A 19,041-nucleotide genomic window follows, 5' to 3' on the forward strand; every position below is an offset into this window, starting at 1 on the left:
GCCAACGTTGGCAACGCCTAGTTTCTAGGAAATACTGAGGACGGGTGGTTCGCGCCACTCGTCCTTTTGTTTGTTATATCCCCAGTTTTTTAGCGTGGCCCCGATCAAGGGTCTGCTAGCATCAATTCAAAGATTCAATTAGGAGACCAACATGCCTTCGCGTCGAGACTTAGCGAACGCCATCCGCGCACTTAGCATGGACGCGGTACAGAAAGCCAATTCAGGACACCCTGGAGCCCCGATGGGGATGGCCGATATCGCCGAAGTACTGTGGAACGATTTTCTGAACCACAACCCGAACAACCCGAAATGGGCCAACCGCGACCGCTTCGTGCTGTCCAACGGCCACGGCTCCATGCTGATTTACTCGTTGTTGCACCTGTCGGGCTACAACCTGCCGATCGACGAACTGAAACAGTTCCGTCAACTGCACTCGAAAACCCCGGGCCATCCTGAATACGGCTACACCGACGGCGTCGAAACCACCACCGGCCCGCTGGGCCAAGGCATCACCAATGCCGTCGGTTTCGCCATTGCCGAACGTGCCCTGGCCGGCCAATTCAACCGCCCAGGCCACGACATCGTCGACCACCACACCTACGTATTCCTGGGTGACGGCTGCTTGATGGAAGGTATCTCCCACGAAGCCTGCTCGCTGGCTGGCTCCATGAAACTGGGCAAACTGATCGCCTTCTACGACGACAACAACATCTCCATCGACGGCGAAGTCCGCGGTCACGGCAACGTTACCGGCTGGTTCCTGGACGATACCCCGAAACGCTTTGAAGCCTACGGCTGGCACGTCATCCCCAAAGTCGACGGCCACAACGCCGACGCGGTGAAAAAAGCCATCGAAGAAGCCAAAAAAGTCACCGACAGACCGAGCATCATCTGCTGCCAAACCACCATCGGTTTCGGCTCGCCGAACAAACAAGGCAAAGAAGAATGCCACGGCGCTGCCCTGGGTGAAGCCGAAGTCGCCGCCACCCGCGAAAACTTGGGCTGGTCGCATGCGCCATTCGAAATTCCGGCCGACATCTACGCCGGTTGGGACGCCAAAGCCAAAGGCGACCGTTTGGAAAGCGCCTGGAACGACAAATTCGCCGCTTATAAAGCCGCGCATCCGGAACTGGCTGCCGAATTCGAACGCCGCATGGCCGGTAAACTGCCTGCCGACTGGGCCGAAAAAGCCAACGCCTTCATCGCCGACGTCAACGCCAAAGCCGAAACCATTGCCAGCCGCAAAGCCTCGCAAAACACCCTGAACGGTTTCGGCCCGTTGCTGCCGGAACTGATGGGCGGCTCCGCCGACCTGGCCGGCTCCAACCTGACCCTGTGGAAAGGCTGCAAAGACATCAATGCGACCGGCCACGACGGCAACTATGTCTACTACGGCGTACGCGAATTCGGCATGAGCGCCATCATGAACGGCATCACCCTGCACGGCGGCTTCAAAGCCTACGGCGCCACCTTCCTTATGTTCTCGGAATACGCCCGTAACGCTCTGCGCATGGCCGCCCTGATGAAAGCGCCGACCATCTTCGTCTACACCCACGACTCCATCGGCCTGGGCGAAGACGGCCCGACCCACCAACCGGTCGAACAAACCGCCACCCTGCGCATGATACCCAACATGCACGTCTGGCGCCCGTGCGACGCGGTCGAGTCTGCCGTCAGCTGGAAAGCCGCCATCGAACGAACCGACGGCCCGAGCACCCTGATCTTCTCCCGGCAAAACCTGCCGCACATGGCGCGCAGCCAAGCCCAGATCGACGCCATCGGCAAAGGCGGCTACGTTCTGAGCGGCGAAGGCAACCCGGACGCCATCATCATCGCTACCGGCTCCGAAGTCGAACTGGCGGTGAAAGCGGCCGAAGCGTTGAAAGCCAAAGGCAAAAACATCCGCGTAGTGTCCATGCCGTCGACCAACGTGTTTGAAGCGCAGGATCAAGCCTACAAAGACAGCGTCCTGCCGCCAAGCGTGACCAAACGCGTCGTCGTCGAAGCCGGCGTCACCGACAGTTGGTGGAAATATGCCGGCAGCCAAGGCCGCGTCGTGGGCTTGGACCGTTTCGGCGAATCGGCCCCGGCCGGCCAACTCTTCAAAGAGTTCGGCTTCACCGTGGACAATGTCGTCGCTAACGTCGAAGCAGTGCTTTAAACTAAGAAGCTGTAAAACACGCGCCCTTGCCGGTTTGCCGGCAAGGGTTTAGTTCGAATGGTAAAGTAAGGTGGGGAATATGAAAGACATTAAACTAGCTGCTGTAGCTTTTGTTGTATCAATGTTCGCCGTGCCGTCCGTATGGGCCGTTGATTACCCGGCGGCGGATTTTCAGCCGAAAGTCGTCTACCGTGATCCTTCTATCGTCGAGGTTGCCCCGGCACCGGCGAGCGCCGCCGCAGCAACCGCAAACGTAGCAACGCCATGCGTCAATCAGCAACAACAGGCTGAGGCCGATCCGAAATATCCGGCCGCCAATTTTCAGCCTAAGGTTGTCTACAGCGGTTCTGGTTCGTAACGTGGCGAACGGTTTTGTGGCACTCTCTCGGTAGTGGGTCGCCGCTGTTGGTGTGTAGGCCGCAACATATAAAAATTATTACATTCAGGAGTATTCTCAAATGACAACAAGCAGTTTGATGAATAGCCTATTCGGCTTTTTATTCGACAAACCAACAGATGACGGTAGCTGGCTGGATGCCGATTCGAGCGTCGCCGCTGGCGATGGCCAACTGACCGGCGTCGCTCGTTATTTACAAAAACTCGAGCCGCCGAAGCCGGAGCTGGAGCTGGACGAAAACGGCGAGCCATTGACCGGGGTGGCGAAGTATCTGGCTATGCAGCGCCAGGCCGAACAAGTAGTGCAGCCGGCCGCTGAAGAAGTTGAGGTCGAGTCGGTTGCCGAAGAAGTCGAAGAAGCAGTAGAAGCAGTAGAAGCAGTAGAAGCAGTAGAAGCAGTGGCTGTGGAAGTCGAGAGCGAGCCCGCTCCAGCAGCCCCGACCGGCGTCGAGAAATATCTCAGCCAGCAGGCGGATAATCCGGTAACCCGCGTTACCAAATACTTAATCAAAGAATCGATACAAGCCAAGGCTGCGCCGGTGACTGGCGTATCCAAGTACGTCACCAAGCATGACCGTGAAGAGCCGGGTGTGACGGGGGTGGCCAAGTACGTTATCCGCCAGAATATGACGCAGCAGCCTGCAGTGACCGGGGTGGCCAAGTATGTGTTGAAAAAGGGGCTTGCGGCAAAAGACGCGCCTTTGGCAACGTCGGTCAGTAAATATCTGGCCAAGCAAGCTTTGGTAATCAAGGATGCGCCGATCATTACCGGAGTCGAGAAATATTTGATCCGCCAGGAACGTCTGCTGAAAGCGCAAGAGCCGGCAACCGGCGTAGCCAAGTTTCTTGCCGAACAAGCGCTGGCTGCAAAGAAAACCGCGGCGGCGGCATTGGTTGCGCGCTACGTTGAAGCCGAAGCGAAATTACAAGCCGAAAAGGCTGAGGCCCTGAGGAGTCAGCCGCAACCTGAAGATTTGATTGCCGATGCCGAGGTGGCGGTCGAGGGCTCGGCGGTCGATCGCTACCTGGCGCGGCAGGCCGCCGCCCAGGATAGTGCGCCAAAGCCGACCGGTGTGGCTAAATATTTAGCCCGTCAAGTACAACTGCAAAGCCAGGCCGAGCCATTGACCGGTGTGGCGCGTTACTTGGTAAAACAGGCGATTGCCGCCAAGCAAATGCCGACTCCTACAGGAGTCGCCAAATATGTTGCTAAGCAACGCTTGGTTGTCAATCCGGTCCAGCCGCTCAGCTCGGTAGCCAAATACGTGGCCAAACACGAGGCTGAGGAAAAGGCGGCCGGAGAAGTGACAGGCGTGGCCAAATATATGGCCAAGCAAGACGTCCGGCAAGTCGAATCCGCGGCTGTTTCCGGTGTGGCCAAGTATGTTGCGCGGCAGGCTTTGAGTGACGGCGAAGCCCCGTTCGCCAGGACGACCGGCGTCGAAAAGTATTTGCGTAATCAAGCTTAGCTGTTTGTGCTGCGATTAAGCCGGCATCTCGTAAGGGATGCCGGCTTTTTTGTCTCTAGGGTTTCTGTCCGGTAAAGGGCGCGGCCGATACAGCAAGCGAAAACTATATTATTATTGCCTGCCGTAATTAGCCTTAGAGATTCCGATGCGCCTCTTGATTCGCTGCCTTTCGCTTGTATTTGCTCCCCTAGCTGCGGCTCAGGCTGCTCCGGACGAACCGGCTCCTGTGCCTGAGCCACCGGATTTGCCGGCCCCGGTGCAATCGGGCGAGGAGATGGAACCGGATATCACGATCATCCGTAAAGGCAAGGATACGATCCAGGAATTTCGCCGCAACGGCAAGCTGTATATGGTCAAGATTCAGCCTCAGGTCGGACCGCCTTACTACATGCTCGATACCAACGGCGACGGCGAGCTGGACGTGAAGAAGAACGACTTGGACGAAAACACCAATATCAATAAATGGACCTTGTTCGAGTGGGATTGGCCTTGACGATTACGGCGCCCCTGGCGCGACCGTCCTGCGGACGGGCGCCGGGCGTTGCTATTCCGAAACTTTAAGCAGCCAGCCTTCTTCGGCGCTGCACTTTTCGAATTTTGCTTTCAAAGTGACCGATACCCGTACTGTGGCATTCTTAATGTCGGCGGGTAATTTGCCTTTAACCAGGTAAAACGTGTCTTTATCTTCCACCGTTATCGGTATCTGCTGTTGTTTGATGCTGACATGAATGTGGCCGGGGCCGTTGCTACCGGACGCGGCAAATGAAAATTCCGCTCCGGGCGCCACAGTGGACAAATGCTCGGGTTTGATCCGACTGACTTTGGCGCGGATGCAGCCGGATTCGCTGGCGTTTCCGCCGTGGCCAATATGTCCTGTCGATTGGCTCCAGCTCGGGTAGCTAAACCCGAGAGCCAGCAGTGCCGCGAGAATTTTTGAAGTTTGCATGGTTCCCCCCGTGTTTTGAAAATTAGTATTGCCCATCGCCATTGATTATAGGGCCGGGGTCGGGAAGTTTGAAGTTCGGGGTGTCGTTAGCGGCCCGGATTGCGCGATTGATGTTTCGCTACAAATTGATTACATTGGAATTTGCGGGTTGCGGTCCGTTTTCATAACAATAAATAAAAAGGAAGGGCGGGGTATGTATTTTTTAGCGAAGCTATTCGGAATTTTAACCTTGGTTTGGTTCTATATGACGGCCAAAAACCAGAATGCGCCTTTAATCAATTGGTCGATTATCGGTCTGGTCGGCTATTGGTTGACGTGGTGGCTGGCCAAGTTCTTTGTGTTGGAGCCATTATCCAAGTTGGTTGCCAAGCATTCGGTGATGGAGATGGTTTTGACTCAAGTCCCGGTGGCCTGCGCCGTACTGGCTTGTGTTTTTATCCGCAAGAAGTTGATAGCCAGCATTTCTGCGAATTAGTGCGTCCGCACAATGCCTAAAGTTGTAGTTGTCACCGGGGCCGCCCGGCGTATCGGAGCCGCTTGCTCCAGGATGTTACATGCCGCAGGCTACAACGTGGTGTTGCACTATAAAAACTCGGAGGCCGACGCGCTAGCCCTTTGCCAAGCGCTAAATGCGATTCGGAGCGATTCGGCGGTTCCGGTCAAGGCGGATTTACAGGGAATGAGCGGTATTGAGCGGTTGGCGGCGGGCGCTGTATCGGCTTGGGCTGGGGTGGATGCTTTGGTGAACAGTGCTTCCGTGTTTTATCCGCGACCGGTCGGCCAAGTGACCGAGCAAGACTGGGAGTTGACCTTCGCCGCCAATTTGAAAGCGCCGTTTTTTCTGTCGCAAGCTTTATATGCTTCGCTGAGGGCTAGGCGCGGATGTATCGTAAATATCGCTGATATCCACGGCGAAGCCGGTTTGCCGGGTTTTCCCGTCTACAGTATTGCCAAAGCCGGGTTGTTGGCTATGACACGTTGTTTGGCCAAAGACATGGCGCCGGACGTCCGGGTCAATGCCGTGTCTCCAGGTGCCATTTTGTGGCCGGAGCAAGGCGGCTCCGAAGCGGAACGCGTTGCGATTCTGGATAAAGTGGCGTTACGCCGCTGCGGCGAGGCTGACGACATTGCGAAAACGGTGAGATTTCTGCTTGAGGATGCCGGCTATATCACCGGGCAAACGATCAATGTCGACGGTGGCCGAAGTCTGTATCGTTAGGGGCGGCGTTTTTCTAATTTTCGCATTTGCCGAATGCTGAGCAGGCGTAGTTTAGACTTGCTCTGAACTTTCCAATTTTCGTTGCCTGATTTCGCGTTTGTCGAACTTTTGCCACAAATCGGCGTAGCTAACTTTGGTGATGGGGTGTGTCAAGTTGGGTGCTATTTCGGCCAACGGTTGTAATACGAAAGCGTATTTCTCGATTTCGTCCCTGGGGATTTGCAGGCGGCCGTCGTTGATAATTTCGTCGCCGTAAAGTATCAAGTCCAGATCCAAAGTTCTGGCTGAAAACTTTTGGCTATCCCTGCTGCGGCCGTGGTCCAACTCCACCTGTCTGAGTAATTTGGCGACGCTTTTGGCCGGCAGTTCGGACTGAAACCCGACAACCAGATTGTAAAAGCTGTCGCCGACGAAGCCGACCGGTTCGCTTTCGTAGATGCTGGATACCGTTAATTCGCCGAATAAGTCGCGCAGCGCATTCAGGCTCGACGGAATGTGGATTTCCTTGTCGATGTTGCTGCCGATGCTGATATATCCGGTGGGCATCGCGCTATCTTTGGCCGCGTTCAATGATGATGCCGACATCGCGCGCCCGGCTGATGGCGCCCTTTTTGTTCAGCGTGATTTTGATCCAGGGAATTTTGAATTCGCCGAGCAGAATGTTGGCGACTTCCTCGATTAGGGTTTCCACCAAGTAAAATTCACTGCGTTCCACGAAGTCCACTACCCGGTCCGAGACGGTTTTGTAGTCGAGAGCGTGGGCGATGTCGTCGCTGGCGGCCGCTTTGCGAATGTCGCAGCCCATTTCGATATCTAAAATGACTTTTTGTTTGATTTTCCGTTCCCAGTCGTAAATTCCTATCACGGTGTCTATTTCGAGGCCGCCTAAAAAGATGATGTCCATCGTTGCTTTCCGGTTATTATATTTCGTAACAAAATTGCCGCAGTATCGAGTAAATGGCTGCGCTGTACAAGCATTGATGTGAGGTTGGCTGAATGATGGATTGGTTGTTGGTGCCGGTGGCCTACTTGGCCGGTTCGGTATCGAGTGCGATTATTGTCTGTAAAATGATGGGCTTGGCCGATCCACGTGAAAATGGTTCCGGCAATCCCGGAGCGACCAATGTGATGCGCATCGGCGGCAAAAAAGCTGCGGCGATCACGCTGGTCGGCGATGCGCTAAAAGGTTTGTTACCGGTGTTGGTTGCCAAAGCATTGGCGGTCGATAGCTTGGTATTGTCCGCGGTGGTGTTTGCCGCTTTCATCGGCCATTTGTATCCGGTATTTTTTCAATTTAAAGGCGGCAAGGGTGTCGCGACTTCGCTGGGCGTGACGTTGGGAGTGACTTGGCTGTTGGGCGTGGCTGTCGCCGGAACTTGGTTTATCGTCTATAAGTTGGGCAGAATCTCGTCGTTATCTGCGCTGGTGGCCGCGACCTTGGCTCCGATCTACACCTGGCTGATTGTCGGTGATGCGTATTTGACGGCCACGTTTACTTTAATAGCCCTGATTTTGCTTTGGCGCCACAAAAGCAACATCCAACGGCTTTTGGCCGGTCAGGAGTCCTGATCACAACTGCGGTAGCTGTTCCATCGGCCAGCGCGGCCGGGCAAAAATTTCCAGGTTTTGTGTTTGTCCGGCCATCAATCGTTGGCCGCCGGCATAAGCGATCATGGCGCCATTGTCGGTGCAGAAGTCCGGTCGCGGGAAATAGATCTTAATGTTTGCGCTGTCGGCCATCGCCGATAGTTGTCGGCGAATTTCCCGGTTGGCGCTGACGCCGCCGGCAACAACCAGGGTTTTCATGCCGGTCAGTTGAATTGCGCGGCGGCATTTGATGGTCAAAGTCTCGGCAACCGCCTGTTGAAAGGCAAAAGCGATGTCGGCTTTGTCTTGCGGGGATTGGCCGGTTTCGTTCAATGCGTTCAAGGTGAAGGTTTTAAGGCCGCTGAAACTAAAATCTAAGCCAGGGCGGTCGGTCATGGGCCGAGGGAATTTGAAGCGGGGGTGGCCTTGGTTGGCTAGTTCCGCTAGTTTGGGGCCTCCGGGGTAGTAGAGGCCTAACATTTTTGCGGTTTTGTCGAATGCTTCGCCGGCAGCGTCGTCCAGCGATTCGCCCAGTAAGCGGTAGTTGCCGATGCCTTGTACTTCGATCAACATGGTGTGGCCGCCGGAAATCAACAGCGCGACAAACGGGAATGTTGGCGGAGTATCCTCCAGCATGGGCGCCAGCAAATGGCCTTCCATGTGATGGACGGCAATGGCCGGTATCTGCCAAGCCCAGGCCAGACTCCTGGCTGTGGCGGCTCCGACAAGCAGCGAGCCCATTAGGCCTGGGCCGGCTGTGTAAGCGATGCCGTTGATGTGCTTGGCTTGCAAGTCGGCTGCGGCCAGCACGGTTTTGATTAATGGAACCAGTTTGCGGATATGGTCGCGAGACGCCAGTTCCGGTACTACGCCGCCGTATTCGGCGTGGGTGGCGATCTGGCTGAATAGGGTGTGGGCAATCAAGCCTCGGTTGGCGTGGTAAACCGCGACCGCCGTTTCGTCGCAAGAGGTTTCTATGCCGAGAACAAACATTAGTTTTTGGAATAAAAGATATTTGTGAGTATAATCGGCCGTTTTCGGTGGGCAAGGTTCGCCGATAGCTTGAAAAGATACTAACACAATTCGGATTATTGATAATGCCATCAGTTAAAGTTAAAGAAAACGAACATTTCGACATTGCGATTCGCCGCTTCAAACGCGCTTGTGAAAAGGCTGGCGTGTTGGCTGAAGTCCGTCGCCGCGAGTTCTACGAAAAACCGACTACCGAGCGCAAACGTAAAGGTGCCGCAGCGGTAAAGCGTCATTTGAAGAAGTTGGCTCGCGAGCGTTATGCGTTGAAAAATTTGCGCCGCGGCCGTCCGCAGGTTTAAGGCTGTTAAATGGATGTGTTGAAGGAGCGTATCAAGGAAGATATGAAAGCCGCGATGAAAAGCGGCGACAAGGCTCGGCTCGGTGTCATTCGTATGATCTTGGCTGCGATCAAGCAAGTCGAGGTTGATGAACGAATCGAGTTGAGCGATGATCGAGTTATTTCTGTTCTCGACAAAATGCTTAAGCAGCGCCGCGAGTCGATCAAACAGTTCCGCGATGCCGAGCGCCACGATCTGGCCGATATCGAAGAGGCCGAGATTGTGGTGATTCAGGATTTTCTGCCGCAGCAACTCACCGATGCCGAGATTGATGGCATGGTTGCCGAGGCGATTGCCGAGGTCGGTGCTGCTTCGCTGAAAGACATGGGCGCTGTTATGGCTTTGCTGAAGCCGAAAATGCAAGGCAAAGCCGACATGGCTGTCGTAAGTGCTCGAATCAAGGCTCATTTTATAGCCTAATGTTCTGTCGGTAGTATGTCCGGCAGGATACCCCGCCAGTTTATCGATGATCTGTTGGTGCGGGTCGATATCGTTGATTTAATCGACTCGCGCGTTCCTCTTAAAAAATCAGGCGCCAATTATGTTGCGCGCTGCCCATTTCATACCGAAAAAACCCCCAGTTTTTCAGTAAACCGCGTGCGGCAGATTTATCATTGCTTCGGTTGTGGCGCCAGCGGCAACGCTATCGGTTTTTTAATGGAGTTTAATCATTTAGGCTTTGTCGAGGCGGTCGAGGATTTGGCGGCTTTTGCCGGTGTGGAGGTGCCTAGAGAGGCGGGCGATGGTTTCAATGCTCCTGCTGTAGATAAGCAAAGTTTGGTACGGCTTTACCGGGTATTGTCGGATGTCGCCGGATTTTATTCTGAGCAGTTGCGGTCGAGTCCGGAGGGTAGGCGAGCCCAGGAATATCTGCGTAAGAGAGGCGTCGGCGGCGACGTCGCCAAAAATTTTCAGTTGGGCTATGCGCCGGGCCGGTGGGATGCGCTTTTAGGGCGATTCAATCGCGAAGATCTAATTGAGGCCGGGTTATTGGTTGCCAAGGATGACGGCAAGGTATATGACCGGTTTCGCGGGCGATTGATGTATCCGATCCGCGACAAGCGCCAGCGTGTCGTGGGCTTCGGTGGCAGGGTGTTGGATGATTCTCTGCCTAAATATCTGAATTCCCCGGAAACTCCGGTTTTTTCCAAAGGTAAGGAGTTATACGGGCTATGCGAGCTGTTGCAGCGCAATGCCAAGCCGGCGCGGGTCTTGGTGGTCGAGGGCTATATGGATGTGATTGCCCTGGCGCAGTTTGGTATCGATTATGCGGTAGCTGCGCTCGGAACGGCGACATCTAAAGCGCAGATCGATTTGCTGTTCAGATTTACTTCCGAGTTGGTGTTTTGTTTCGACGGGGATAATGCCGGACGCCAAGCTGCCTGGAAGGCGGTCGATGCGTCGTTGCCTTGTTTGCGTGACGGTAGGCAGATCAAAATCATGTTGTTGCCGCAAGGGCAGGATCCCGATTCTTTGCTGCGGTCGGAGGGAGTTGAAAGTTTTTTGGAACGAATCGGCTCCGCCGAGGTCTTATCCGATTACTTTTTTGCAAATATTGGGGCTAGGGTCGATATTGCCACCGTCGAGGGTCGGGCGCAAATGTTGGCCGTTGCCAAGCCGGCATTGGATAAAGTCCCGGCTGGTTTTTTTCGGGAAATGATGTTCGCGCGCTTGCAGGCTTTAGTCGCGTTGCCGGGAGCGGTGGATGTTGTCGAAAAGCGGTCTAGAATTAAGGGCGGCCACAAAGAATTGGTAGCCGGCAAGGCTCCGCGGCATCTATCGCTTTCTCGCAAAGTTATCGCTTTGTTGGTGCAGCATCCCGGGCTTGCCGATTTGGTCGAGCGGCAGGGCGTCGAGCTCGAAGAGCTGGATTTTGTCGGTGTCGAAATGCTTAAGGATGTGTTGCGGGTCGTTGCTCTTGAAAAGCCGGAAAACAGCGCCATTTTGTTGGAAGCCTACCGGGGTTCCTCTCAGGAAAAGACGGTTAAGGCATTGGCGGCGTTGGAGTTGGATGTGCCTGCCGGCGGTGAGGAAGCTGAGTTTGGTGGGGCGTTGCGGCAGCTTTGCCGGCAAGCCAAGGAGCGCATGTTGAATGGGTTGATTGATAAGGAAGGCCGGGAAGGGTTGGTGTCCGAGGAAAAAGAGCTGCTACGGAAATTGTTGAGGGATAAGCTTTAGTATTTGAATGTGATGTTTCTAAAAGGCAAAAGCGTTGGTTGCGTCCGCTTGGCGGTGATGGCGCTGGCAGCGGCTTTTAGGTGACCGAGTCGGGATTTATCGTTATAATTTCCTGTTCTGCGGCGCTTGGTGCTGAAAACGTATTGTGAGTAAAGAATGAATCAAGAACAACAGCAATCCCAATTAAAACAACTGATAGCGAAAGGCAAGGCGCAGGGTTATTTGACTTATGCCGAGGTCAACGACCATTTGCCCAGCGATATCATCGATCCCGAACAAATCGACGATATTATCGGGATGATCAATGATATGGGCATTCAGGTTTATGAGGTTGCGCCCGATGACGACGATTCGCTGATTACTTCCGATGCGGTGGTTACCGCGGACGACGACGAAGAGGTTGCGGAAGTTGCGGCGTTGGCTTCGGTCGACAGCGAGTTTGGGCGGACGACCGATCCGGTGCGGCTCTACATGCGCGAAATGGGCTCGGTAGAGTTGTTGACCCGCGAAGAGGAATTGAAAATTGCCAAGCGTATCGAAGAAGGGCAGCGGCAGGTTGTCGGCGCGATTGCTCGATCCGGTTTTATTGTCGAATCGTTTATCGAGGCTTTCGATTCGGTGAAAGACGACGACTCCGGCGTGCGGCTCAACGATTTGGTGATGGGGTTTGCCGATTTTACTGAGGTCGAAGACGTCGATGTTAGCGGCATCGAAATCGAAGAGCCCGCCGAAGAAGCTGAGGAAGAGTCCAAGACGGTCGATTACGAAGAAGTCAAACAAAAAGTGGATGCCCTCCGTAAGGCGTTAAAAGCGGCGTTCGCTTCCGTTAAAAAGCACGGTTACGGGCACGATAAAACCGAAAAGGCTTTTGACGCTTTGGATGGGATATTTTGCGAATTCAAGTGGACTCCGCAGTATCTGAAAAAGATGGTATCCACTTCCGAGGAGTTGATGGCGGCGATTCGCGATGAAGAGCGTGCGATTCTGGATGTTTTCGTCAAGAAAGCTAAGGTTCCGCGTAAAGACTTTATTAACGCATTTGCCGAAAACGAGGCTAATTTCGACTGGCTTGGCCAGTTCGTCGCCAACCACCCCAGTTATGCCGATGCGCTGACCGAGAATGCCGAAACAATCAAGGCGGCACAGCAAAGATTGGCGGATATCGAAGCGCGCCATGGTTTAAGCATTGCCGTGCTGAAAGGTATTTGCCGGAATATTTCGCTGGGTGAAGCGAAAGCGAGGCGGGCGAAAAAAGAAATGATCGAAGCTAACTTGCGTCTGGTTATTTCGATCGCCAAAAAATACACCAACCGTGGCTTGCAATTTCTGGATCTGATTCAGGAGGGTAATATCGGTTTGATGAAGGCAGTCGACAAATTCGAATACCGTCGCGGCTATAAGTTTTCGACCTATGCCACTTGGTGGATTCGCCAAGCTATCACGCGCTCGATTGCCGATCAGGCACGTACCATTCGGATTCCGGTGCATATGATCGAAACCATCAACAAGCTGAATCGCGTGTCCAGACAAATTTTGCAAGAGCTGGGGCGCGAGGCGACTCCGGAAGAGCTTGCCGAGCGGATGGAGATGCCGGAAGACAAGATTCGTAAAGTGTTGAAAATTGCTAAGGAACCGATTTCGATGGAAACCCCGATCGGCGACGACGAAGATTCGCATCTTGGCGATTTCATTGAGGATTCGAAGATGCTATCGCCTATCGAATCTGCTACAATCGCCGGTCTACGCGAGTCTACCCAAAACGTGTTGGCGGGATTGACCGCACGGGAAGCCAAGGTTCTGCGGATGCGCTTCGGCATCAATATGAACACCGACCACACGCTGGAAGAGGTCGGCAAGCAATTTGACGTTACCCGAGAACGTATCCGCCAGATCGAGGCCAAAGCGCTGCGTAAGTTACGGCATCCGTCGCGCTCCGAGCAATTGAGATGTTTTCTCGACGGTGAGTAAAGCGTAGATAGCGTCTCAGATGCACCGGCAATTTCGGGCCCTTAGCTCAGTTGGTCAGAGCTTCCGACTCATAATCGGCAGGTCGTAGGTTCAAGTCCTACAGGGCCCACCATAGATACCAGGCCGTTTACGCGGCCTTTTTTTATACGCGCAAGTTTTCTTTTGACGAGGGTGTTAACCGTGAATAAAAACTACCTTTTTACCTCAGAATCCGTATCGGAAGGCCATCCGGATAAAGTAGCGGACCAGATTTCCGACGCAGTGGTCGACGCCCTGTTAGCCCAAGATCCTCGTTCGCGGGTAGCTTGTGAAACTCTGGTTAAAACCGGCATGGTGGTGTTGGCCGGTGAAATCACGACTAATGCTTGGGTCGATACCGAAGAATTGGTCAGAAAAGTAGTGTGCGAAATCGGCTACGATTCCGGCGACATCGGTTTCGACGGCAACAGTTGCGCGGTATTGAACGCAATCGGCAAACAATCCGCCGACATCGCGATGGGTGTGGATGAATCCGCAAACCACGAACAGGGTGCAGGTGACCAAGGATTAATGTTTGGTTATGCCAGCAACGAAACTGACGTATTGATGCCTGCTCCGATCACTTATGCTCACCGCCTGGTCGAGCGCCAAGCGCAAATTCGCAAAAACAAAACCCTGCCTTGGTTGCGTCCCGATGCGAAAAGCCAGGTGACTTTCCGTTACGAAAACAACAAACCGGTAGCTATCGATGCTGTAGTTTTGTCGACTCAGCACTCGCCGGAAATCGGTGGCAAACTGCTGGAAGAAGCGGTAATGGATGAAATCATCCTGCCGACTCTGCCGAAAGAATGGTTGCATAAAGACACTAAGTATTTCATCAATCCAACCGGCCAATTCATCATCGGCGGTCCCGTCGGCGACTGCGGTTTGACCGGCCGTAAAATTATCGTCGATACCTACGGCGGTATGGCTCGTCACGGTGGCGGCGCGTTCTCCGGTAAAGATCCTTCCAAAGTCGACCGTTCGGCGGCCTATATGGGGCGCTACGTGGCGAAAAACATCGTGGCCGCGGGTCTGGCCGAGCGTTGCGAGATTCAGGTTTCTTACGCTATCGGCGTTGCCGAGCCAACCTCGATCAGCATCGAAACTTTTGGTACCGGCAAAATCGAAGAAGAACGCTTGGTCAAGATTGTCCGCGAACACTTCGACCTGCGTCCGAAAGGTTTGATCGCGCAACTCGGCTTATTGAAACCGATTTACCGTCCGACTGCGGCATACGGCCATTTCGGCCGCAACGAAGCGACTTTCAGTTGGGAAAAAACCGACAAAGCCGAGGCTTTGAAAGACGCTGCCGGCATTTAATTAAGGATCAGGAAACTCAAATGACTCAAACCGATTACAAAGTAGCCGATATGGCCTTGGCCGAGTGGGGCCGCAAGGAAATCAAAATCGCCGAAACCGAAATGCCTGGCTTGATGGCGCTGCGTGCCGAATACGGCGCGCAACAGCCGTTGAAAGGCGCCCGGATTGCCGGCTGCTTGCATATGACGATTCAAACCGCCGTGTTGATCGAGACCTTGACTGCGCTGGGCGCGGAAGTGCGTTGGTCGTCTTGCAATATTTTTTCTACCCAGGACCATGCGGCGGCGGCGATTGCGGCGGCCGGCGTTCCGGTATTTGCCTGGAAAGGCGAAACCGAAGCCGAAGCCGAATGGTGCATCGAACAAACCATTCTGGGACCTAACGGCTGGCGGCCGAACATGATTCTGGACGACGGCGGCGACCTGACCAACATGATGCACGACAAGTTTCCGGAAATGATGGCCGATGTCAAAGGTTTGTCGGAAGAAACCACCACCGGCGTTCTGCGCCTGACCGAACGCGTCGCCAAAGGTACGCTGAAAGTGCCGGCATTCAACGTCAACGACTCGGTGACTAAATCGAAATTCGATAACCTGTACGGTTGCCGTGAATCCTTGGTTGACGGTATCAAACGCGCGACAGACGTGATGGTGGCCGGCAAAATTGCTATCGTCTGCGGTTACGGCGACGTCGGTAAAGGCTGCGCGCAATCGCTACGTGGTCTCGGCGCTACTGTTTGGATTACCGAAATCGATCCGATCTGCGCCTTGCAGGCGGCGATGGAAGGCTATCGCGTGGTAACTATGGACGAAGCGGCGGCGCAAGGCAATATTTTCGTTACCGCCACCGGCAATGTGCACGTTATTACCCACGAGCACATGAAAGCCATGCGCGACCAAGCCATCGTCTGCAATATCGGCCACTTCGATTCCGAAATCGACATTGCCTCGTTGCGCCACTACACCTGGGAAAACATCAAGCCGCAAGTTGACCACGTGATTTTCCCTGACGGCAAACGCATCATCGTCCTGGCGGAAGGCCGTTTGGTGAATCTGGGTTGCGCAACAGGCCATCCTAGCTTCGTGATGTCCAACTCGTTCTGCAACCAAGTCTTGGCACAAATCGAGCTGTGGAACAATGCCTCGGCTTACGAAAACAAAGTCTACATTTTGCCGAAAAAACTCGACGAAAAAGTAGCGCGTTCGCATTTGGCGCAGATCGGCGTAAAACTGACCCAGTTGTCCGCTGAACAGGCCGCCTACATCAACGTGCCGGTCGAAGGTCCGTACAAGCCGGAACATTACCGTTACTAATCGGTAGCGAATCCGCTATAAAGGGGCGCAAGCCCCTTTTTTGTGCATGCCATGAATAATCGAACGATAGTAGAACGCGACCTTGCCGTGCTGTGGCACCCGTGTAGCCAAATGAAGGATCACGAGCGAAATATGCCGATGATTCCGATCAAATCCGGCCGGGGGGTATGGCTGGAAGATTTCGAAGGCAAGCGTTATCTGGACGCGATCAGTTCCTGGTGGGTCAATTTGTTCGGCCACAGTAACCCCACCATTAACGAGGCGCTCAAGGCGCAGCTCGATACTTTGGAGCACGTCATCCTGGGCGGCTTTACCCATCAAGCGGCGTTGGAACTAGCGGAAAAATTGGTCGAGATTACCCCGCCAGGCCTGGATAAATGCTTTTATGCCGACAACGGTTCGTCGGCGATCGAAATCGCTCTGAAAATGAGCTTCCACTATTGGCGCAATCTCGGCCAAACCGGTAAAACCAAATTCATCACGCTGGAAAACAGTTACCACGGCGAAACGCTGGGCGCCTTGGCGGTCGGCAATGTAGCTCTTTACAAAGAGACTTACGGCCCTCTATTGATGGAAGTGATCACTGTGCCCGGCCCGGACTGTTACTACCGCGAGCCCGACGAAAGTTGGGAGGCATACTCGATTCGCCGGTTTGCCGATATGGATCGGGCGCTCGCGGAACACGCGGATCAAGCTTGTGCGGTCATCGTCGAGCCGCTGGTACAGTGTGCCGGCAATATGCGCATGTACCATCCCGTATATTTGAAATTGTTACGGGAGGCTTGCGATAAATACGGTGTGCATTTGATTGCCGACGAAGTCGCGGTTGGATTCGGGCGTACCGGTACCCTGTTCGCTTGCGAACAGGCCGGCATCAGCCCGGATTTCATGTGTCTTTCCAAGGGCTTGACCGGCGGCTACTTGCCGTTGTCTGCGGTCTTGACCGGCAACCGGATTTACCAGGCGTTTTACGACGATTATCAAAACTTGACCGGATTCCTGCATTCCCATAGTTACACCGGTAATGCGCTTGGTTGCCGAGCGGCGCTGGCGACCATCGGGATATTCCAAACAGAGGATGTTTTGCAGAGAAACCTTAGATTGGCGGCGGCAATGGCAAAGGCATTGGAGCGCTTTCGCGATCACCCGAATGTGGGCGAAATCAGGCAAACCGGTATGATTGCCGCCATCGAGTTGGTGAAGGACAAGCAGACCCGGGAAGCCTATCCCTGGCAACAGCGGCGTGGATTGCGGGTTTACCGCCATGCATTGGCGCATGGCGTATTGTTGCGGCCGCTCGGGAACGTGATTTATTTCATGCCGCCTTATGTGATAACCGAACAGGAGATAGCATTGATGGTGGACACGGCTTGGCAAGGCATTCAATTGGCGGTGCAAGACTGATGCGGGTGTCGCGTCTGTACGTCGATGTGGCGCTGAACGTTGGCCAACAGGTTGAGTTGAACGACGCCGCCGGACATTACCTGCGCACGGTTTTGCGTCTGAAGCGGGATCAGGGCATCATTCTGTTCAACGGCCGGTGCGGCGAATACCGCTGCCGGCTCGACGAAGTCAGCCGCAAGCGGGTAAGCGTAGCCGTCGAACAATTTATAGACCGCAGTGTCGAATCGCCGTTGGCTGTTCATCTGGGGCTGGGTATTTCGCGCGGCGACCGGATGGATTGGGCTGTGCAAAAAGCGGTCGAGTTGGGTGTCGCCAGCTTGACGCCGTTGATCAGCGAGCGCTGTGTGATCAAATTCGACGACGATAAAAAACAGCAACGCCAACAGCATTGGCAAGGCATCATTCAGCATGCCGCCGAACAATCCGGGCGTACCCGCTTGCCGAGTCTAAATCCTCCGTGCGAGCTGGCGGAATGGGTCGACGGTCAGAGCGGCCTGAAATTGTTTTTGGACCCCTATGCCGACCAGGTGTTATCCGGCCTGAATCCGGAGGGCGAGGGTGTGACTTTATTGTCAGGGCCGGAAGGCGGATTCAGCGACCAGGAGCGCCAATACGCCAAGGCCGCCGGGTTTGTTCCGGTCAGAATGGGCGGCAGAATCTTGCGCAGCGAGACCGCGGTGCTGGCGGCGTTGGCTGCCGTGCAAACCTTGTGGGGCGATTTTCGCTGATGCGCGGGCTAGCTTCCGCTCTGGCTCCCTTGTTACTGCTGGTGATGCTGGCCATGCTTGCCGGCTTGCTGGGCTACGCCGTGCTGAAGCTGGTCGGAGACGTTCTGCCCTTAGCCAAGATTGTCAGCAAAATTACGCTGGTATTATTGTTGCTCTGCGTATTTCCGTTCAAAAAATATCTGGATTTGAGTTGGGCGGATTTGGGATTTGCGCCGTGGCCCCAATTTATCGGACAAGCCGGCCGAGGCTTTGCTTTGAGTTTGGCCACTTTGCTGCCGGTCTTGCTGATGCTGTACCTGTTGCAAGTACATGTCTGGGACGATAGCCGGGTTTGGACTTGGCAAATGTTCGCCGGTAAAGCCTTGCTGGCTTTGTTATTGGCGATGCTGATTGCCGTCGGCGAAGAGTTGTTGTTTCGCGGTTTGCTATTGAGCGGCCTGCGCCGGCAAATGCCGTTGTATGCGGCTATGTCGGTCAGCTCGCTGTACTATGCGGCGCTGCATTTCTTGAAAAGTTCGACGCCAGTCGCTTACGCCAATCTCACTCCGCTGAGCGGTTTGCCGTTACTTTCGGAAGCCTTTGCCAATTGGCTTAATCCGGCAATCGGCAGCGCTTTTGCCGCTTTATTCGCGGTCGGACTGTTTCTCGCCGTGCTGAGAAACCTTAAGGTGCAAGGATTGGGGTGGTCGATTGGCTGCCATGCCGGCTGGGTCTGGCAGATCAAACTCAGTCGGGATTTGTGCAACGTCAATTTGCAAGCCGATTCGGTGTATCTGGTCAACACCTATTACGACGGTGTGATCGGGCCGTTGGTGGCCGCGTGGCTGATGTCGGTATTGGTTGGGTACGGTGTGTACGCCCGCTACCTTCGGTCTCGCTAAGCCAAGCGGTGCCGAGGCGGTGGATTGAAAAAACCGTTGCAACAGCTCGAACTGTTTTGCAATATTCCGTTAATTTTTTG

The 19,041-nt window shown here is 54.4% G+C and carries 20 protein-coding genes and 1 tRNA gene; 17 read left to right on the forward strand and 4 right to left on the reverse strand.

Going from position 1 to position 19,041, the window contains the following annotated elements:
• The first annotated feature begins 151 nt into the window (after window positions 1-151).
• From tkt to MKFW12EY_RS02765, 4 genes are all read left to right on the forward strand, one after another.
• The gene (gene tkt / locus MKFW12EY_RS02750; RefSeq protein WP_064020414.1) at window positions 152-2,161 is read left to right on the forward strand and encodes a transketolase; all 2,010 of its coding nucleotides are present in this window, start codon (window positions 152-154) and stop codon (window positions 2,159-2,161) included.
• A gap of 79 nt (window positions 2,162-2,240) precedes the next feature.
• Window positions 2,241-2,519, forward strand: coding sequence for a hypothetical protein (locus MKFW12EY_RS02755; RefSeq protein ID WP_082409710.1), 279 nt, complete (start codon window positions 2,241-2,243; stop codon window positions 2,517-2,519).
• 316 nt (window positions 2,520-2,835) lie between these two features.
• A complete protein-coding gene (locus MKFW12EY_RS02760) occupies window positions 2,836-4,026 on the forward strand; it encodes a hypothetical protein (RefSeq protein ID WP_245006420.1) in 1,191 nt (396 codons plus the stop codon).
• 226 nt (window positions 4,027-4,252) lie between these two features.
• Window positions 4,253-4,519, forward strand: a complete 267-nt coding sequence (locus MKFW12EY_RS02765) for a DUF2782 domain-containing protein (protein WP_310755336.1) — start codon at window positions 4,253-4,255, stop codon at window positions 4,517-4,519.
• Between the two features lie 51 nt (window positions 4,520-4,570).
• Here the strand turns inward: MKFW12EY_RS02765 and MKFW12EY_RS02770 are convergent, their stop codons facing one another.
• On the reverse strand, window positions 4,571-4,972 hold the full coding sequence (locus tag MKFW12EY_RS02770) for a hypothetical protein (protein ID WP_054760085.1): 402 nt from the start codon (window positions 4,970-4,972) through the stop codon (window positions 4,571-4,573).
• Between the two features lie 28 nt (window positions 4,973-5,000).
• On the opposite strand from MKFW12EY_RS02770, the gene MKFW12EY_RS22965 reads away from it, so the two are divergent.
• Together MKFW12EY_RS22965 and MKFW12EY_RS02780 are read left to right on the forward strand one after the other, a co-directional pair.
• Window positions 5,001-5,447 (forward strand): hypothetical protein, encoded by a 447-nt coding sequence (locus tag MKFW12EY_RS22965; RefSeq protein ID WP_245006421.1) that lies wholly within the window; start codon window positions 5,001-5,003, stop codon window positions 5,445-5,447.
• Between the two features lie 12 nt (window positions 5,448-5,459).
• The gene (locus tag MKFW12EY_RS02780) at window positions 5,460-6,191 is read left to right on the forward strand and encodes a pteridine reductase (protein WP_054760081.1); all 732 of its coding nucleotides are present in this window, start codon (window positions 5,460-5,462) and stop codon (window positions 6,189-6,191) included.
• Between the two features lie 51 nt (window positions 6,192-6,242).
• Here the strand turns inward: MKFW12EY_RS02780 and folK are convergent, their stop codons facing one another.
• The gene (gene folK / locus MKFW12EY_RS02785) at window positions 6,243-6,737 is read right to left on the reverse strand and encodes a 2-amino-4-hydroxy-6-hydroxymethyldihydropteridine diphosphokinase (protein ID WP_054760105.1); all 495 of its coding nucleotides are present in this window, start codon (window positions 6,735-6,737) and stop codon (window positions 6,243-6,245) included.
• A gap of 4 nt (window positions 6,738-6,741) precedes the next feature.
• The gene (folB, locus tag MKFW12EY_RS02790; RefSeq protein WP_054760079.1) at window positions 6,742-7,095 is read right to left on the reverse strand and encodes a dihydroneopterin aldolase; all 354 of its coding nucleotides are present in this window, start codon (window positions 7,093-7,095) and stop codon (window positions 6,742-6,744) included.
• Between the two features lie 92 nt (window positions 7,096-7,187).
• Here folB and plsY point away from each other — a divergent pair, with 92 nt between their 5' ends.
• Complete coding sequence (plsY, locus tag MKFW12EY_RS02795; RefSeq protein ID WP_054760077.1) at window positions 7,188-7,760, forward strand: glycerol-3-phosphate 1-O-acyltransferase PlsY; 573 nt, start codon at window positions 7,188-7,190, stop codon at window positions 7,758-7,760.
• On the opposite strand, the gene tsaD is transcribed toward plsY, so the two are convergent.
• A complete protein-coding gene (gene tsaD / locus MKFW12EY_RS02800) occupies window positions 7,761-8,771 on the reverse strand; it encodes a tRNA (adenosine(37)-N6)-threonylcarbamoyltransferase complex transferase subunit TsaD (protein WP_054760075.1) in 1,011 nt (336 codons plus the stop codon).
• Between the two features lie 104 nt (window positions 8,772-8,875).
• On the opposite strand from tsaD, the gene rpsU reads away from it, so the two are divergent.
• The 10 genes from rpsU (at window position 8,876) to MKFW12EY_RS02850 (ending at window position 18,961) form a co-directional block, all read left to right on the forward strand.
• Window positions 8,876-9,109 (forward strand): 30S ribosomal protein S21, encoded by a 234-nt coding sequence (gene rpsU / locus MKFW12EY_RS02805; protein WP_054760073.1) that lies wholly within the window; start codon window positions 8,876-8,878, stop codon window positions 9,107-9,109.
• A 9-nt stretch (window positions 9,110-9,118) separates the two neighbouring features.
• Entirely contained in the window at window positions 9,119-9,568 is a 450-nt protein-coding gene (locus tag MKFW12EY_RS02810; protein ID WP_064020423.1) for a GatB/YqeY domain-containing protein, read from the forward strand.
• A 15-nt stretch (window positions 9,569-9,583) separates the two neighbouring features.
• Window positions 9,584-11,326: a DNA primase gene (gene dnaG / locus MKFW12EY_RS02815; RefSeq protein ID WP_221053970.1), complete on the forward strand. Its 1,743-nt coding sequence runs from the start codon at window positions 9,584-9,586 to the stop codon at window positions 11,324-11,326.
• 156 nt (window positions 11,327-11,482) lie between these two features.
• A complete protein-coding gene (gene rpoD, locus MKFW12EY_RS02820) occupies window positions 11,483-13,294 on the forward strand; it encodes an RNA polymerase sigma factor RpoD (protein WP_221053971.1) in 1,812 nt (603 codons plus the stop codon).
• A 35-nt stretch (window positions 13,295-13,329) separates the two neighbouring features.
• A tRNA-Ile gene (locus tag MKFW12EY_RS02825) sits at window positions 13,330-13,406 on the forward strand.
• A 68-nt stretch (window positions 13,407-13,474) separates the two neighbouring features.
• On the forward strand, window positions 13,475-14,635 hold the full coding sequence (gene metK, locus MKFW12EY_RS02830) for a methionine adenosyltransferase (RefSeq protein WP_054760103.1): 1,161 nt from the start codon (window positions 13,475-13,477) through the stop codon (window positions 14,633-14,635).
• Window positions 14,636-14,655: 20 nt separating this feature from the next.
• Entirely contained in the window at window positions 14,656-15,948 is a 1,293-nt protein-coding gene (gene ahcY / locus MKFW12EY_RS02835; RefSeq protein ID WP_054760071.1) for an adenosylhomocysteinase, read from the forward strand.
• Window positions 15,949-15,999: 51 nt separating this feature from the next.
• Window positions 16,000-17,352 (forward strand): adenosylmethionine--8-amino-7-oxononanoate transaminase, encoded by a 1,353-nt coding sequence (locus tag MKFW12EY_RS02840; protein ID WP_221053972.1) that lies wholly within the window; start codon window positions 16,000-16,002, stop codon window positions 17,350-17,352.
• On the forward strand, window positions 17,352-18,080 hold the full coding sequence (locus MKFW12EY_RS02845) for a 16S rRNA (uracil(1498)-N(3))-methyltransferase (RefSeq protein ID WP_221053973.1): 729 nt from the start codon (window positions 17,352-17,354) through the stop codon (window positions 18,078-18,080). The genes MKFW12EY_RS02840 and MKFW12EY_RS02845 overlap by 1 nt, the downstream gene beginning before the upstream one ends.
• On the forward strand, window positions 18,080-18,961 hold the full coding sequence (locus MKFW12EY_RS02850) for a CPBP family intramembrane glutamic endopeptidase (protein ID WP_221053974.1): 882 nt from the start codon (window positions 18,080-18,082) through the stop codon (window positions 18,959-18,961). Before MKFW12EY_RS02845 ends, MKFW12EY_RS02850 begins: the two co-directional genes overlap by 1 nt.
• The last annotated feature ends 80 nt before the right edge of the window (window positions 18,962-19,041 follow it).

Source organism: Methylomonas koyamae, from assembly GCF_019669905.1.
Lineage (GTDB): Bacteria > Pseudomonadota > Gammaproteobacteria > Methylococcales > Methylomonadaceae > Methylomonas > Methylomonas koyamae.